General features: G+C 68.0%; 11 protein-coding genes. 6 read left to right on the top strand and 5 right to left on the bottom strand.

Annotated features, from left to right (window positions below; all coding sequences use genetic code 11):
• Window positions 1-220 precede the first annotated feature (220 nt).
• The 6 genes from ACK5NO_RS08210 (at window position 221) to rarD (ending at window position 8,629) form a co-directional block, all read left to right on the top strand.
• A complete protein-coding gene (locus ACK5NO_RS08210) occupies window positions 221-2,011 on the top strand; it encodes a nitrite/sulfite reductase (protein WP_416812180.1) in 1,791 nt (596 codons plus the stop codon).
• Window positions 2,008-2,754, top strand: a complete 747-nt coding sequence (locus ACK5NO_RS08205; RefSeq protein ID WP_416812179.1) for a phosphoadenylyl-sulfate reductase — start codon at window positions 2,008-2,010, stop codon at window positions 2,752-2,754. The genes ACK5NO_RS08210 and ACK5NO_RS08205 overlap by 4 nt, the downstream gene beginning before the upstream one ends.
• Window positions 2,755-2,956: 202 nt before the next feature.
• Window positions 2,957-4,861: a glycosyltransferase family 2 protein gene (locus ACK5NO_RS08200; protein WP_416812178.1), complete on the top strand. Its 1,905-nt coding sequence runs from the start codon at window positions 2,957-2,959 to the stop codon at window positions 4,859-4,861.
• Entirely contained in the window at window positions 4,858-5,583 is a 726-nt protein-coding gene (locus tag ACK5NO_RS08195; RefSeq protein WP_416812177.1) for an HlyD family efflux transporter periplasmic adaptor subunit, read from the top strand. Before ACK5NO_RS08200 ends, ACK5NO_RS08195 begins: the two co-directional genes overlap by 4 nt.
• A 1-nt stretch (window position 5,584) precedes the next feature.
• Window positions 5,585-7,555, top strand: coding sequence for a glycosyl hydrolase (locus ACK5NO_RS08190; protein ID WP_416812176.1), 1,971 nt, complete (start codon window positions 5,585-5,587; stop codon window positions 7,553-7,555).
• Window positions 7,556-7,690: 135 nt separating this feature from the next.
• Window positions 7,691-8,629, top strand: coding sequence for an EamA family transporter RarD (gene rarD / locus ACK5NO_RS08185; RefSeq protein WP_416812175.1), 939 nt, complete (start codon window positions 7,691-7,693; stop codon window positions 8,627-8,629).
• A gap of 164 nt (window positions 8,630-8,793) precedes the next feature.
• Here rarD and ACK5NO_RS08180 read toward each other — a convergent pair whose 3' ends face one another.
• The 5 genes from ACK5NO_RS08180 to nuoL form a co-directional block, all read right to left on the bottom strand.
• Window positions 8,794-9,453, bottom strand: coding sequence for an O-methyltransferase (locus tag ACK5NO_RS08180; protein ID WP_416812174.1), 660 nt, complete (start codon window positions 9,451-9,453; stop codon window positions 8,794-8,796).
• Between the two features lie 116 nt (window positions 9,454-9,569).
• Window positions 9,570-10,577 (bottom strand): polyprenyl synthetase family protein, encoded by a 1,008-nt coding sequence (locus ACK5NO_RS08175; protein WP_416812223.1) that lies wholly within the window; start codon window positions 10,575-10,577, stop codon window positions 9,570-9,572.
• On the bottom strand, window positions 10,574-12,148 hold the full coding sequence (gene nuoN, locus ACK5NO_RS08170) for an NADH-quinone oxidoreductase subunit NuoN (RefSeq protein ID WP_416812173.1): 1,575 nt from the start codon (window positions 12,146-12,148) through the stop codon (window positions 10,574-10,576). The genes ACK5NO_RS08175 and nuoN overlap by 4 nt, the downstream gene beginning before the upstream one ends.
• Window positions 12,148-13,644 carry an NADH-quinone oxidoreductase subunit M gene (locus ACK5NO_RS08165; RefSeq protein ID WP_416812172.1) on the bottom strand — a complete coding sequence of 499 codons (1,497 nt, stop codon included), beginning with the start codon at window positions 13,642-13,644 and terminating at the stop codon, window positions 12,148-12,150. Before ACK5NO_RS08165 ends, nuoN begins: the two co-directional genes overlap by 1 nt.
• Window positions 13,645-13,647: 3 nt before the next feature.
• Complete coding sequence (nuoL, locus tag ACK5NO_RS08160) at window positions 13,648-15,528, bottom strand: NADH-quinone oxidoreductase subunit L (RefSeq protein WP_416812171.1); 1,881 nt, start codon at window positions 15,526-15,528, stop codon at window positions 13,648-13,650.
• Window positions 15,529-15,533: the final 5 nt, after the last annotated feature.

The following is a 15,533-nucleotide window of genomic DNA, read 5'->3' as shown; positions in this document are numbered from 1 at the left end:
CCCACTCTTCCCATGACGTGGGCCGTATGGCACACTTGCCGGGTGGCCCACCAGCAGATTTCGCGCGCATCCGTGATGTGCTGTGTCTGCTGTGCCATGTGTCTGTCGGCCTGACCGCCCGCGGATACGTCCCACGTAGCCCCTGGGCGCTCGGCCACCGAGCGCGAACCAGCAGCGCTTGACTGGCCGAGAGCCCTCCAGAAATGTCGAGGAGACCTCGGTGACCGACACCGATGCCACCACTGCGGCCGATGCGCGCACTCCCCAGGAGATCGCCGAGGCCGAGGAGCGCCGCCGCCACCGCGAAGAGGCGCGCCTGATCCGCACCCGCGAGGCAGCCCAGCGCAAGAACACCGCGTCCAAGGACGGCCAGTGGGCGGCGGGCGACCGCACGCCGCTGAACCCCAACGAGGAGATGAAGGCCGCAGGTGACCCGCTCGAGGTGCGCGGGCGCATCGAGAACCTCTACTCGAAGTGGGGCTTCTGGTCGATCCCTCCCGGCGACCTGCGCGGCCGCTTTCGTTGGTGGGGCTTGTACACGCAGCGCCGCCAGGGCATCGACGGCGGCAAGACCGCGATCCTCGAGCCGCACCAGCTCGACGACGAGTACTTCATGCTGCGCGTGCGCTCCGACGGCGGCCAGTTGTCCGTGGAGCAGGCGCGCACCATTGGCGAGATCTCCACGGAGTTCGCCCGCGAGACCGCCGACGTGTCCGACCGCCAGAACATTCAGCTCCACTGGATCCGCGTCGAGGACGTTCCCGAGATCTTCCGCCGCATCGAGGCCGTGGGCCTGCACTCCACCGAGGCCTGCGGCGACGTGCCGCGCGTGATCCTCGCCTCGCCGCTGGCGGGCGTGTCCGAGGACGAGCTCATTGACCCCACGCCCCAGATGCGCGACATCATCGAGCGCTACATTGGCGACCCCGAGTTCTCGAACCTGCCGCGCAAGTTCAAGACCGCCTTCACCGGGCAGCCCATCCCCGACATCCTGCACGAAGTCCAGGACGTCGCGTTCTGCGCCGTCGAGCACCCCGAACTCGGAGTCGGCTACGACCTGTGGGTGGGCGGCGGCCTGTCCGTCAACCCGATGCTGGGTGTCCGCCTGGGAGTGTTCGTCAAGCCGGAGATCGCGCACGAGGTATGGAAGGGCGTCATCAGCATCTTCCGCGACCACGGCTACCGCCGCCTGCGCACGCGTGCCCGCCTCAAGTTCGTGGTGAAGGCTTGGGGAGCCGAGAAGTTCCTCCAGGTGCTGCAGGACGACTACCTGGGATACGAGCTTCCCAAGGGCCCCGCGCCCAAGATTGGCAAGCCCGGCGACCGTGGCGACCACGTGGGCATCCACCGTCAAAAGGACGGCAACTTCTACGTGGGCGTCGCCCCCATCGCCGGCCGCGTCTCGGGGACCAAGATCCAGCAGATCGCGGACATCGCTGAGGCCGCGGGTTCTGACCGTATTCGCCTCACGCCACTGCAGAAGATCGTGATCCTGGACGTGCCTGAGGACAAGGTCAACGATGTGGTCAACGGCCTGCGCGCTCTTGAGCTCGAGAGCGAGCCCGGCGAGTTCCACCGCAACGTCATGGCCTGCACCGGCATCGAGTACTGCAAGCTCGCGATCGTGGAGACCAAGCAGACCGCCCGCGAGGTGGTCAAGGTGCTCGACGAGAAGTTCCCCACGCTGGACTCCCCCATCACGGTGCACGTCAACGGCTGCCCCAACTCGTGCGCCCGCGTGCAGGTGGCGGACATTGGCTTCAAGGGCCAGTTGGTGCTCGACGAGGACTCCGGCGAGCAGGTTCCCGGCTTCCAGGTGCACCTGGGTGGACGCCTGGGCCGCGGCGAGGACAACGACTTTGGTCGCAAGATCCGCGCCCACAAGGTCACGGAGAAGGGCATGCCCGAGTACGTCGCGCGCGTGACCACCAACTACCTCGAGGACCGCACCAGCCCCGACGAGACCTTCGCCGACTGGGCCTTCCGTGCGGAGGAGGCGCTGATCCGATGACGCTCCCTTCCTTGCCGGCGTTGCCAGGCAGTTTCGCGCTGACGGCGCTGAACCCGTCCGAGTGGAACGCCGAGACCTGCGCGCAGGTCAACGGCCTGCTCGAGTCGGCGTCGGCGGCTCACGTGGCGGACTGGGCCGTCGCGACCTTCGGCAAGCGACTGGGAGTCGCGTCGTCGATGCAGGACACGATCCTGCCGCACCTGTTCGGGACCCGTCTCGAGGGCGTCGACGTACTATTCCTCGAGACCGGCTACCACTTCCCGGAGACGGTCGCCACGCGGGACGAGGCCGCAGCGGCCTTCCCCATCACCATCGTCGACGTCACCCCGCGCCAGAGCGTCGCGGAGCAGGATGCCGAGTTTGGCGCGGAGCTGTTCGCTCGCGATCCCAACCTGTGCTGCTTTATGCGCAAGGTCGATCCGCTCGCCCGAGCCCTCCAGGGCTACGACGCGTGGGTGACCGGCGCACGCAGGGTGGACGCGGTGACGCGCTCCGAGATGCCGGTGGTCAGTTGGGACGCCAAGCACGGCCTGGTCAAGATCAACCCGCTGGCACTGTGGGACGACGACGATGTGGAGCGCTACCAGGTGCAACACGACCTCCCCCGCAACCCGCTGGTCGCCCAGGGCTACCCGAGCATCGGCTGTGCACCGTGCACGCGCAAGGTGCTGCCTGGCGAGGACGCACGTGCCGGTCGCTGGTCTGGCCAGGGCAAGACGGAGTGCGGCATCCACACCTCCTGAGCCCGGTCACAGGCTCGCTGGGCGTCATCTGACGTTCAGACGAGCCTCTCAGACAACTCTGGACAACTCAGACACTCGTTCGTACTCTGGCGCTTGAGAGCCCTCCGGGGCTCGACGCACGCAGGGCGCTCCCGCGCCACCGCCGACGCCGTCGATCCGTCATTGACCGACCAAGGATTTGTCAGCGTCCGGAGGTGCCCTCATGAGCACGCACGTCTCCCCTGATCGCGAACCGGCCGGCGGCCAGTCGCCGGTCATGATCCTGTTGGTGCTCGTCAGCACCATCGGCATCCTCGTGTACTCCGCGTTCCTGCTCAACCCCGACAACCGAGGCGACCTGCTGCCGTGGCTCATGGTCATCGCCGCGGAGTCGGTACTCGTGTTCCACGCGCTGCTGGCGATGTGGACCATCCTCAGTGGAGGCCAGAACCCCCGTGACTTCGCCTACTACCGCGCTCGCGACGCGCTATTTGGGCGGGCGCGCCAAGGCGAGCGCCACACCTGGCCCATGCAGATCGACGACCGCCGCGTGGAAGTCGACGTGTTCATTACCGTCTACGGCGAGGACGTGGACGTGATCCGCACCACCGCCACGGCCGCACTCGCAATGCACGGCCGCCACCGGGTGTGGATTCTCGACGACGGCAAGTCCGACGAGGTGCGGGACATGGCCGCCGAGCTTGGCGCGCGCTACGTGCGCAGGCTCAGCTCTGGCGGCGCGAAGGCTGGCAACGTCAACCACGCGCTCACGCTCGCCAAGGGCGACTACTTCGCGATCTTCGACGCCGACTTTGTCCCCGACCCCACCTTCTTGCTTGAAACCGTGCCGTTCATGGTGGACCCCAAGGTCGCGTTCGTGCAGACGCCCCAGACCTACTCGAACCTGCACACGACGGTCGCGCGCGGCGCGGCCTACATGCAGGCGGTGTTCTACCGCTTTATTCAGCCGGGACGCAACCGCTTCAACGCGGCGTTCTGCGTGGGCACCAACGTGTTGTTCCGCCGTGCCGCGGTCGACGATGTGGGCGGTATCAACACCGACTCCAAGTCCGAGGACGTGTGGACGTCGCTGCGGCTGCACGAACGCGGCTGGAAGTCCGTGTTCATCCCGACCGTGCTCGCAGTGGGCGAGGCACCCGAGACCATCGAGGCGTACTCCAAGCAGCAGCTCCGATGGGCAACCGGCGGCTTCGAGATCCTCATGACCGCCAACCCGCTGGTCAACCGCAAGCTCACCACCGACCAGCGCATCCAGTACTTCGTGACGGCGTCGTTCTACCTCACGGGCATCTGCCCGCTGCTCCTGCTGCTCGTCCCACCGCTCGAGATCTACTTCGACCTGCGGCCCATGAACCTGTCCATCACCGTGCTCACCTGGGTGATCTACTACGCGGGCTTCTATCTGATGCAGATTGTGCTGGCCTGGTACACACTCGGGTCCTTCCGGTGGGAGACGCTGACGCTCGCCTCCGTCAGTTTCCCCATCTACGCCAAGGCGTTCCTCAACGCCTTCACCGGCAAGGACGTGGGCTGGCAGTCAACGGGAACGGCCCGCGGCCGCTCCCCCTACAACTTCATCGTTCCCCAGATCTTGTTCTTCGAGTTCCTGCTGCTGACGAGCGCCGTGGCGATCTGGCGCGACGTCGACAACGGGGTGTTCACCCTCGCAACCGCGTGGAATGTCACCAACACGGTCATCATGGGCGCGTTCATCAACGCGGCCAGGCGAGAGGCGCGGGCGCTGCGCAAGGGACGGCCGCTATCGCCGCCGCCCGCTCCCCTTGCTGAGCCGCCGCTGGCACCACGCACCGTAGTCGCTCGGCCCGCGGCATCGAGCCCACCGGCGTCACCGGTGTCACCCGCCCTGCCCGCTGGCCCTGCGACCACCACTGACCCTGCGACCACGACCGACCCCTGGCTCACCCCGCCAGTACGGGAGCCAGCACTGGTAGGCACGGCAACCGGCGCATCGGCCCTTCCATGGGAGCCCGTGCTCGCCACCACCGATCCCCGGGGCGACGGCCCCGGCACCGTCACCAGGCGCTCGCTGCGCGGCGACGAACCCCACCGGCAAGAACCCACCGACCGAGACGAGGTGTCGTCATGACTTGGGGAAACCGATTCAAGCTGCTGCTCGGGATGCTCGTGGTCCTCCTGATCGTGGCCGGCTCCACGCTCATCTTCAATCAGCGCCAGACCCAGGTGCTCAGCACCTCCGCAACCATCGCATCCCAAGAGGCGGCGGTGGGCTCCGACTACGGCGGCATCATCACCGAGTCCTATGTCCAGGCGGGCGACCAGGTGGTCGAGGGCCAGCGCATGTACGTCATCGAGAGCCTTCAGTTGCTGCGGGACCTCGAGCTCGGTGCCGTGTCCGCCGACCTCGCCCAGGTACGCGAGGACGGCACCTACGTGGTGCGCGCCAACGCGAGTGGCACCGTCGCCGACGGGCCCGCAACGGACGGCACCTACGTGGGCACCGGAGACGTGCTGGCGACCATCAACCGTGAGGGTTCGCTGTTCGCCGAGGCCGAGTTCATCCTCACCGCCCGCGACTTTGGGCGCATCGAGGACGGCGCCACTGTCGAACTGCGCCTTCCCGACCAGACCACCCTCACCGGCAACGTGAGCGACATCACCGTCGAGACCATCGACGGCTCCGCGCACGTGACCGCGCGGGTCGACTCGGTCGAGTTGGTCGAGGGCGACTCCAACAACCTGGTCAAGCCGGGGACGCCGCTCGATGCCACGCTCGAACTGCGTGACGACGGCCCTCTCGCGGGGGTGAATGACGCCGTCACGGACTTCGCGACCAAGATTGGATTGTGACATGAAGGCCACCTTGACCGCCCTGTCCGGAGCCTTCGCGCTCGCCTTGATCGCCGGGTGCGACGACGACCCCGCGGCTCCCGCGGCCGCAGCGGGCTCGACGCCCACCGTCAGCACTGCACCCGCCGACGTGGGGCTGCTCCCCGAGCGCGGCGGGGAGGTGCCGACCATGCGCTTGGCCGAGGACGTGACCCCGCCCACCAACCGCTGGTACTCGTCGTTGGTCTTCGGCGAAGGCTCCCTGCCCGTGTTCCCCAAGCCGTTGTCCGTGCGGCCCATCGACGGCGGCTTCTCGATGGGCCTGACCGTGCCCACCGCATCGGCCGATGCGATTCTCGCCCCCGCGATGGATGACGTCACGGTCACGATCGCGGGAGCGAGCGGTCTGGGCGAGGTCGTGGCGGCCGATCCTGTGGGCGCGTCCCTGTCCTGGGGCGAGGCGTCGCTCGAGCTCGCACAAGGCTGGCCGGTCGCGGGCGTGAGCGCCGCGGGCGCGGTCGACGTGTCTCTGTCTGTGCCCTTCACGGAAGCGGAAGACGGCGTGTGGACCGCGAGCGTGGGCTCGTCCGTCTACGGCGCCGTGGTCCACTCAGGCACGTTCGACGGCTCCACTGCCGCGTTGGAGGCCGGCGGCTCGCTGCAACTGTTCGCCGTCCCCGAGGACGGCAACGCCGTGGACTTTGCCCAGGCGCTCGGCGAAGTCGCGTCCGCTCGCACCTGGGAGGGCACGGTCACGGCCGATGCGGCGGTCACCTCGGTGGGCTACGGCACCTCGACGGTCGTCACCATGCCCACAGCGCGCGCAGAGGCGGCGGGGCTCACCTGCGACCTGGGCACCTACGCCACGATCGATGGCGAGTTCGCCGTGTGCGCGAGCGACACGGTGCAGTGGAGCGTGCCACTCGTCTCGCCTGCGGGCACCCTCGACGTGTCAGCGCTCAGCGACAGCGAGACGGAAGCGGTGCGCGAGGCCTTGCTTCTCGAGGCCGCCTCGCTCGAGCCGCTGCCCGCGGACACCTACTTTGGCGGCAAGGCGCTGTACCGGATCGCCAATTTGCTGCTCGTGGCCGAGGCGCTCGGCGAGGACGCCACCGCAGCATCGCTTCAGGACACCCTTGCCACTGAACTGAAGATGTGGGGCGACCCGGAGCGTTGCGAGAACGAAGATGCGCGGTGTTTCACCTACGACCCCGTCATCAAGGGCGTCGCAGGCCACACCCCCTCGTTTGGTTCAGAAGAGTTCAACGACCACCACTTCCACTACGGCTACCTCCTGTACGCCGCGGCCATCGCGGGCGAGCGCGATCCGGCCCTCGCCGACGAGATCGGGCCGGTGTTCGACCTGGTCGCGCTCGACATCGCGGGGCGGGGAGACACTGCACTGCCGCCTATCCGGGTGTTCGACCCGGTCGCCGGGCACTCGTGGGCGTCGGGCTACGTGCCCTTCGCGGACGGCAACAACCAAGAGTCCAGCTCCGAGGCCGTTTCCGCATGGAACGGCGTGGCACTGTGGGCGGCGGTGCGGGCGGACGAGGCACTCGAGCAGCGCGCGACCTGGCTCCTGTCGGCCGAGGCCGATGCGGCCGCGCGGCTGTGGCTCGCGCCCGACCTCACCGACTTCCCCGAATACGAGCACTCGATCGTCGCCCTCGAGTGGGGCGCCAAGCGTGACTATGCAACCTGGTTCTCACCCGAGCCGGCCGCCATGCTCGGTATCGAGTTGATCCCCGTGCCCCCGATGGCCGCCGCCACCCTGGGCGCGGTGCCCGCCGATCAGATTGTGGGCTCTGTGGCCGAGGCAGCCCCCGACGGCTACGACGTGCAGTTTGGCGACTACCTGCTCATGTACCTGGCCCTCGCCGGCGACAACCAGCGCGCCCAGGCGTGGGAGGCCGCGCAGTCGCTGCCTGACGACGTCATCGACGACGGCAACTCGCGCGCCTACATGCTCGCGTGGATCGCGGGAGCGTGACCGCTGCTCACTCACCGTCGCCACGCCCGGGGGGGGCCACGCTCCAGGTGCCAGCCCATACGGAGCTGGCACCTGGATGCGAGGGCCACTGACGCATCGGCCCTGTGCTCGGGGCCCGTCTGACACACTGCGATGGTGAGCGAATCCCTGAGCCGATCGGGGCTCGCCTTTGGCGCCGGTGCGTACCTGATCTGGGGAACCTTCCCGCTGCTGATGGCCGCGCTCAAGCCCGCAGGCGCCCTCGAGATCACCGCGCATCGTGCCGTGTGGTCCGTGCTCGTGTGCCTGGTGCTGGTCGCAGTGGCGCGCTCGTGGAGCCGGCTGCGCTCAGCGCTGAGTTCGCCGCGCACGCTCGCTACCTTGGCGGTGGCCGCGGGGTTTGTCGCCGTCAACTGGCTCATCTACGTCTACGCGACCGTCACCGACCACGTGAACTCCGCGGCGCTGGGCTACTACATCAACCCGCTGTTCACCGTGGCCCTTGGCGTGATCTTCCTGGGAGAACGCCTGCGGCGGCTGCAGGTGGTCGCGATCGCCATCGCTCTGGCGGCCGTCGTGGTGATCGGGCTCGGGCTCGGGGAGTTCCCGTGGATTGCGGTGGCGCTCGCGACGACGTTCGGGATCTACGGGCTGCTCAAGAAGCGCGTGGGCGGCTCCGTCGATGCCCTCACCGGGCTCACGGTGGAGACCATCGTGCTCGCGCCGGTCGCGCTCGTGGGCCTGTGGTGGATTCACGACACCGGGCGGCAGACCTTTCTCTCACGCGGGTCTGAAGGGCTCGGGGTCGGGCACGACCTGCTGCTGATGTCCACCGGCATCTTCACGGCCGGCGCCTTGCTGCTGTTCGCGGCCGGCGCGCGCCGCCTGCCGCTGTACGTCACTGGCCTGCTGCAGTACATCGCGCCCACGCTCATGTTCATCCTTGCCGTGTGGCACTTTGGAGAGCCGATGCCGTGGTCGCGTTGGGTGGGCTTCGCTCTGGTGTGGGTGGCTCTTGTGGTGCTGACGGCGGACGGTTGGCGCTCACGAGTGCGCCGCGGCGAGGCCAGGGTCCAGCCGGCGGAGCCGGTCTAGTCCGCCGCTCCCCCTCCCCCTCCCCCTCCCCCGTGCCCTCCCGTCAAATGGATCCATTTGCTGCAGAAACACGGCCAACCTCACGCGCAAATGGATCCATTTGGTGCAGGAACACGGCCAACCTCGCGCGCAAATGGATCCATTTGACTTGTGAAGCGGCGGGGTCAGTCGAGGACGGTCGCGATGAGCATCCCGTCGTAGCCCTTGGAGCCCACGGTCTGGATGACGGTAGCCTCCACGCGCGGGTCACGACCCACCCGCTCAAGCACGGCGCGCGAGCCGCGCACGCGGTCGTCTGAGGAGTCGGCGTCCGCGAGGGCGCCACCACGCACCACGTTGTCCACGATCACGAGGCCTCCGGGGCGCATCCGGGTCATCGCGGCCTCGTAGTACGCAGAGTTGCTGGGCTTGTCCGCATCGATGAAGGCGAGGTCGAACTCGTCGTCGTCGGCCAACGTGTGCAGCAGATCGCGGGCGAGTCCCACCCGGATAGCCACCTGGTGGCCCACGCCCGCGGCATCGAGGTTCGCGCGAGCAACCTGCGCGTGGTGATCCGATAATTCGAAGGTCACGACCTGGCCGTCGTCCGGAAGCGCGCGGGCGAGGCACAGCGTCGAGTACCCGCCGAGCGTGCCGAACTCCACCACACGGCGCGCGCGCACCGAGCGGGCGAGGACGCTCAGCAAGCGCCCCTGGGCCCGGCTGACCGCGATGTCGGGCAGGCCACCCTCGCGTTGTGCGGCGAGCGTGCGCTCCCCATCGGGATCCTCGCCGAGCACCGCGCGCTCGATGTAGTCGTCGACCTCATGCCAGCGGGAGCCCATGGGTGACACCCTAGCCGGACGCGCATCGGCCCTCCTCACAAGCCAAATGGATCCATTTGGCGGAAGGAGGGAGCCCGTTCACGAACCAAATGGATCCATTTGATGGGAAGCGGGGGTTAGGCGGCGCGGGCCACCAGGGCGTCAGCGAAGGTCATCAGCGCGTCGCGCACCTGGCCCTCGGGCAGGCCGTCGACCGCGTCCTTGGCGCGCAGCGCCCAGTCCTGGGCCAACCGGCTGGTCTCGTCGACCACCTCGTGGGCGGACAGCCGCGCCACGACATCGGCGAGCACCGCATCGTCGCTGAGGTCGCCGTCGATGTCGGTCAGCAGACTCACATCGGCGTCAGTGCCCACGCCGTCGGCAATGCGCTTGCGCAACAACAGCACAGGCATGGTGGGAACGCCCTCACGCAGGTCGGTGCCGGGCGTCTTGCCGGTGGTCGCGGCGTCCGAGCGCACGTCGATGACGTCGTCAGCCAGTTGGAAGGCCACGCCCGCCAGTTCGCCGTACTCGGTCACCATGCGCACGTCGCGCGGGTGGCAGCCCGCGAACATCGCGCCAAAGCGCGCCGACGTCGCAATGAGTGACCCGGTCTTATCAGCGAGCACCTGAAGGTAGTGCTCGATGTGGTCGTCGCCCTCGGCAGGGCCCACGGTCTCGTGAAGTTGACCAAGGCACAGCCGCTCGAAGGTCTGCGCCTGGATGCGCACGGCCTCGGGACCAAGTCCCGCCACCACGCGCGACGCACGCGCGAACAGCAAGTCACCCGTGAGGATCGCGACGGAGTTGCCCCACACCTCGTGCGCGGACGGCGCCCCACGACGGGTGGGAGCGGAGTCCATGACGTCGTCGTGGTAGAGCGTCGCGAGGTGGGTGAGCTCGGCGACGACCGCCGCCTCGACTACCTCGGGCCGTGCCCCGTCCCCCAGCTGCGCGGTCAGCAGCGTGAGCATGGGCCGCAGCCGCTTGCCACCAGCATCGACCAGGTGCCGCGAGGACTCTTGCGCGAGCGTGTCCGACTGCGCCACGGCATCGCGAAGCCGCTCCTCAACTATCGCGAGGCGAGGAGTGATCGCGGCGTCCAGGGCGTCGGACCCGAGCGGGAACTGGGGCACAGAGATCAGCCTGCGGAGACCAAGAACTGCGCGGCGTCGGTGAAGACGTCGAGCGCGCCCGCAGGCAGGATTCCGAGGACGAGCACCGCAGCAGCACAGATCATGATGACCAGCCTAGCGAGCGGGCCGTCCTCGACCTCAACGGCATTCTCGACGCCCTCAGGAACATCCGTGAGGAACATCAGCACGACCAGGCGCACGTAGAAGAACGCGGCCACTGCCGAGGCGATCACCGCGATCACGACCAGCACCCAGCCCCCACCGGCGACGGCAGCGGCGAACACCGTGAACTTGCCGATGAAGCCCGCGGTCAGCGGGATACCCGCGAAGGACAGCAGAAACAGGCTCATCGCGCCCGCGAGCAGGGGCGAACGCTTGCCCAGCCCCGCCCACTGGCCCAGGCGCACGGCTTCGGCACCCACGGCGCCGTCCTCGGTGCGCTCACGCACCTGGGACACCACGGCGAAGGCACCGATGGTCGCCAGGCCGTAGGCGAGCAGGTAGAACGGCAGCGCGGCCAGGGCCTCGCCGGTGAAGCCGGCGAAGGCCACCAGGATGAAGCCCGCGTGGGCGACCGACGAGTAGGCCAGCATGCGCTTGACGTTGGTCTGCACGAGTGCGAGCACCGTGCCCAGCGCCATCGAGGCGATGGCGACGGCCCAGAACAGCCAGCTGATCTGCCACTCGAGCGGGTCGAGAGACGTGTAGACGATGCGCACGAGCGCGGCCGTGGCCGCTGCCTTGGTCGCGGCGCCCATGAAGGCCGTCACGGGGGTGGGGGCGCCCTGGTAGGCGTCCGGCACCCACGAGTGGAACGGCACAGCGCCGATCTTGAACAGCAGACCGACGAGCAACAGGACCACACCGACCAGCAGGATGCCGTCGTAGCGGCCCGAGGCAACAATCCCGTCGCGTACACCGTCGAAGGACGTGGAGCCCGTGGCGCCGTAGACCAGCGCCACACCGAAGATGTACAGCGCGGACGAGAATGCTCCCAGCAGGAAGTACTTGAGGGCGCCCTCGTGCGACATGAGCCTGCGACGACGGGCCAGCGCGACCATGATGTACAGCGCGAGCGAGAACACCTCGAGGGCCACGAACAAGAACACATAGTCGGTCACGGCCGTGAACAGCATCATGCCGCCCACCGCGAACAGCAGCAGCGGGAAGACCTCGGTGACCTCGAGCCCGCGGCGGCGCGCGAGGGTCTCCTCGATCGACCCGGGCGAGGTCGAGCCCAGCGGGGTGAAGGCCCCCTCGCCTGCGCGGGTGCGCGAGGCGAAGAGGATCAGGCCCAGCAGGCCGAACACGAGCAGCATTGCCTGCCATGCGAGCGACTGGCGGTCCACCGTGAGCATGCCCTCGGCGACGATCGTGCCGGCACCCTCCAGGGCTACCCACTGCACGACCGCGGTGCCGAGCGCCACGGCCAGCGTGACCAGTCCGAACACCAGTTGGACGCTGCGACGCGTCGACGGGCGACGCACAAACGCCTCGATGAGCACGCCGACAGCGCCGGCGCCGAGCACGATCAGGATGGGCGCGAGCGGCGCCCAGGCGATCTCGGGGGTCTCGAACATCAGGCGCCGGCCTCCTCGATGGCGACGGTCGCGACCACGTCAGCGGCCGGGTCGCTCAGGTACTCGATGGCGATGCCGGGGGCGAAGCCCAGCAGCAGCATCAGGGCGATCAGGGGTCCCACCACCAGGCGCTCGCGCAGCGTGAGCTCGCGCATCTGGGCGCGGTCCTCGCGCACCGGTCCGGTGAAGACCCGCTTGTAGGTGAGCAGAATGTACAGGGCGGCGAGCACCCCAGAGACGGCGGAGATGATCACGGCGACGGCGGCCACGGGGAACGCGCCCACGAAGACCATGATCTCCGACACGAACGGTGACAGTCCGGGCAGCGACAGCGAGGACAGGCCCACCACGAGGAACACTCCCGCGAACACGGGCACCACCCGCTGGAGGCCTCCGTAGGCCTCGACGTCTGCGGTGCCGGTCCGTGCCACGAGGAAGCCCACGAGCAGGAACAGCGCGCCCGTCGACAGTCCGTGGTTGAACATGTACAGCGCCGCGCCCTCGACCGAGGTCTGCTGGAAGGCGAAGATGCCCAGGATCATCACACCGAAGTGGCTCACCGAGGTGAAGGCCACCAGACGCATCATGTCGCGCTGGCCAATGGCGAGCAGCGCACCGTAGATGACGGAGATGACGGCGAAGACGATGATGCCAGGAGCGGCCCACCGTGCGGCGTCGGGGAACAGCACCAGGCACAGCGTGAGCATGCCGAACGTGCCGATCTTGTCGAGCACCGCCACGAGCAGCGCGGTGGTGCCGGGACGGGCAGTCTCCGCGACATCGGGCAGCCACGTGTGCACGGGCACCATGGGCGCCTTGATGGCGAAGGCCAAGAAGAAGGCCACGAACATCAGACGCTCCTGCGTGACCGTAAGGTCGAGCGCACCGGCGAGGTTGTCCGTGAGGAAGGCCTGCTCGCCACCGGGGCCTGCGAAGTACAGCGCCACGACGGCCACGAGCATGATCAGTCCGCCCGCAAGCGAGAACAGCAGGAACTTCACCGCGGCGTAGCGGCGCTGCACGCCACCAAAGCGACCGATGAGGAAGTACAGCGGGATCAGCATCGCCTCGAACATGACGTAGAACAGGAACACGTCGCGGGCGGCGAAGATCCCGACCATGAAGCTCAGGCTCACGAGGATCAGCGCGAGGTAGTCGCGCCGCGCCTTGTCGTCCTTGTCTTCACGCCACCCGGCGAGGATCGCCAGCGGGGTGAGGATGACGGACAGGGCGATGAGCAGCAGGCCGATGCCGTTGATGCCAAGCGCCCAGCTCGCCCCGATCTGGGGAATCCAGGCATACGTCTCAGAGAACTGGAAGGCTCCAGCGTCGCCCTTGTCGAACTGAAGCGCCATCACGACGAACAGCACGAACTCGACGACGGTGACGCCCAGGGCGATCTCCCTGGCCCGCGAGCGAGCGGAGGCGGGCAGCGCCCACAGCACTGCCGCACCCACTGCCGGGAGAGCGACCAGAATGGTCAGGAACGGGAACACGGCTTACAGACCCCCCACCACGATGACGACGGCAAGAATGACAAGACCCACGAGCATGGTTGCGGCGTAGGAGCGGACCTGGCCGCTTTGCAGGCGCCTGGACGCCTCGCCGAGACCCGCCCATCCACGTGCCTGAGCGTTGACGGCACCGTCGACGACGGCGGCGTCCACGTACACGAGCGTGCGGGTGAGGTGCTGTCCGGGCCGCTGGAACACTGCCCGGTTGACGGAGTCCTGGAAGAAGTCGTTGCGCGCCGTGATGGTCGCAAGCGACCCGGTCGGGGCGGGAACGGGAACCTCGGCGCGACCGTACTTGAGCCACGCGAACCCTGCACCGAGCGCAACCAGAATCAGGGTGGTCGCGATGATCACCGGGATGGGCAACACGGGGTCGTGGTGCTCGGCGTGGCCGGTGACCGGCTCAAGCCAGTGAGCGAACCGGTCGCCGGTGGCGAGGAACAGACCCAGGAAGGCCGATCCCACCGCGAGGATGATCATGGGCACCGTCATCAGAGCGGGGCTCTCATGCGGGTGGACGTCGTCCTCCCACCGCGCCTTGCCGTGGAAGGTCATGAAGAACAGGCGCGACATGTAGAAGGCCGTGAGGCCCGCACCGATGAGCGCGGCGCCGCCGAAGACCCAGGGCTGCCAGCCTTCGCCCACGAACGCGGCCTCGATGATCTTGTCCTTGGAGAAGTAGCCCGAGAACGGCGGCACACCGAGGATCGCGAGCCAGCCAAGGCCGAACGTGATCCAGGTGACCACCATCGCGCCCTTGAGCGCGCCGTAGCGGCGCATGTCGACCCTGTCGTTCATGGCGTGCATGACGGAGCCGGCGCCCAGGAACATGCCGGCCTTGAAGAAGCCGTGCGTGACCAGGTGGAAGATCGCGAAGGCGTAGCCGATGGGGCCCAGCCCGGCGGCCAGCATCATGTAGCCAATCTGCGACATCGTCGAGGCGGCAAGCGCCTTCTTGATGTCGTCCTTGGCCATACCGATGAACGCACCGAGCAGGAGCGTGAACGCACCGACGGCGGCGACCACCACCTGAGCGTCAGGCGCCCCCTCGAAGATGGGCGCGGAACGCACGATCAGGTAGACACCCGCAGTCACCATGGTGGCCGCGTGGATCAGCGCGGACACGGGGGTCGGGCCCGCCATCGCGTCCCCCAGCCAGGACTGCAGCGGGAACTGCGCGGACTTTCCACACGCCGCGAGCAGCAAGGCGAGGGCGGCAGCCGTAAGCGTCGCGGTCGAGGCCGTCGAGGCCTGCTCGGAAATGGTCGCGAAGTCGAGCGCCCCGAAGGCGGAGAACATCAGACCCATCGCCACGATCAGGCCAATATCGCCGATGCGGTTGACCACGAACGCTTTGTTCGCGGCGGTCGCGTACTCGGGCTTGTGGTTCCAGAAACCGATCAGCAGGTACGAGGCAAGACCCACACCCTCCCAGCCCACGAACAGCAAGAGGTAGGAGTCGGCGAGCACGAGCAGCAGCATCGCGGCGATAAACAGGTTGAGGTAGGCGAAGAACCGGCGACGGTTCTCGTCGTGCTCCATGTAGGCCACGGAGTACACATGGATCAGCGTGCCCACGAACGTGATGAGCAACACGAAAGTGATTGACAGCGGGTCGGCAAGCAGGCCCACGTTCACGTCGAGTTCCCCACCCGGGATGAAGGTCCACAGGGTCTGAGAGAAGGCGCGCTCCTCGGCCGGCAGGCCAAGCATCGTCACCATGGTGGCGAATCCCACCAGGAAGGCACCACCAGAGGCGGCGACGCCTACCCAGTGGCCCCACGCATCGGCCCTGCGTCCCAAGAGCAAGAGCGCAGCGGCACTCACCAATGGCAGGGCGATGGCGAGCCAGATCAATGACTGCATGGGTG

This window comes from Demequina sp. (genome assembly GCF_047975725.1).
GTDB lineage: Bacteria > Actinomycetota > Actinomycetes > Actinomycetales > Demequinaceae > Demequina.
This window is presented reverse-complemented; position numbering and strand designations above follow the sequence as displayed.

Coding starts and splice junctions, on each gene's coding strand:
- nuoL (WP_416812171.1), bottom strand. CDS start 15,528: ATGCAGTCATTGATCTGGCTCGCCATCGCCCTGCCATTGGTGAGTGCC.
- ACK5NO_RS08180 (WP_416812174.1), bottom strand. CDS start 9,453: ATGGGCTCCCGCTGGCATGAGGTCGACGACTACATCGAGCGCGCGGTG.
- nuoN (WP_416812173.1), bottom strand. CDS start 12,148: ATGTTCGAGACCCCCGAGATCGCCTGGGCGCCGCTCGCGCCCATCCTG.
- ACK5NO_RS08205 (WP_416812179.1), top strand. CDS start 2,008: ATGACGCTCCCTTCCTTGCCGGCGTTGCCAGGCAGTTTCGCGCTGACG.
- ACK5NO_RS08195 (WP_416812177.1), top strand. CDS start 4,858: ATGACTTGGGGAAACCGATTCAAGCTGCTGCTCGGGATGCTCGTGGTC.
- ACK5NO_RS08190 (WP_416812176.1), top strand. CDS start 5,585: ATGAAGGCCACCTTGACCGCCCTGTCCGGAGCCTTCGCGCTCGCCTTG.
- ACK5NO_RS08200 (WP_416812178.1), top strand. CDS start 2,957: ATGAGCACGCACGTCTCCCCTGATCGCGAACCGGCCGGCGGCCAGTCG.